This is a genomic window from Bacillus sanguinis (assembly GCF_018332475.1).
GTDB lineage: Bacteria > Bacillota > Bacilli > Bacillales > Bacillaceae_G > Bacillus_A > Bacillus_A sanguinis.
On the sequence record NZ_BOQB01000439.1, the window covers coordinates 1 to 853 of the forward strand.

The window sequence follows — 853 nt, forward strand, 5'->3', positions numbered from 1 at the left end:
TAAAAACTTCATTTTCTCTTCTTTTTATTTTACCTGTTTCTTATTAGAAAAGAAAGAAGAGGCGACCGTTTTTAAAAATGTATACATGCTTAAATTTTTGATGGTGAGAGTCTCAGTTTGTCATTTTAAAATACATAAAAAAATGAAGTAGTTAGTGTTGAATATACATCGATATAGCATGTATAACGATAGGTTTAAAGGTATTTTTGTTTGGAAATGAGTTCATTATTTTCAGAAAGGAAGTGCAAACATGATTAGTCAGTCAACGTTATTTTTATTCATACTACTTATTATCGGACTTATTGCTAAAAATCAATCGCTTACTGTAGCCATTGGTGTGTTATTTTTATTGAAATTTACGTTTCTAGGGGATAAAGTCTTTCCTTATCTACAAACAAAAGGGATTAATCTCGGTGTTACGGTTATTACAATAGCAGTACTCGTACCGATTGCGACGGGGGAAATAGGTTTTAAACAACTTGGAGAAGCAGCGAAATCGTATTATGCATGGATCGCTTTAGCTTCAGGGGTAGCGGTTGCTTTATTAGCGAAAGGCGGCGTACAATTATTGACGACGGATCCTCATATTACAACTGCGCTCGTTTTCGGGACAATTATAGCGGTTGCTTTATTTAATGGAGTTGCTGTAGGTCCATTAATTGGGGCTGGAATTGCCTATGCAGTTATGAGTATTATACAGATGTTTAAATAAGGAATTTTATAGTAATATAAAAATTTTGAATTCTTTCTGTTCACAAAAGTCAGATAATTGTTTATAATAGAATTAGAAACTTTGAAAAGTTACATAACAGCAGAGACTTTACACCAGATAAAATAAAAACAACATAAAACA

General features: G+C 32.2%; 1 protein-coding gene. It reads left to right on the forward strand.

Annotation, left to right across the window (positions count from 1 at the left end):
• Window positions 1–250: 250 nt before the first annotated feature.
• A complete protein-coding gene (locus KI369_RS27350; protein WP_000625507.1) occupies window positions 251–712 on the forward strand; it encodes a DUF441 domain-containing protein in 462 nt (153 codons plus the stop codon).
• Window positions 713–853: the final 141 nt, after the last annotated feature.

Excerpts from the sequence above, each read along its gene's own strand:
- KI369_RS27350 (WP_000625507.1), top strand. The coding sequence starts at position 251 with ATGATTAGTCAGTCAACGTTATTTTTATTCATACTACTTATTATCGGA.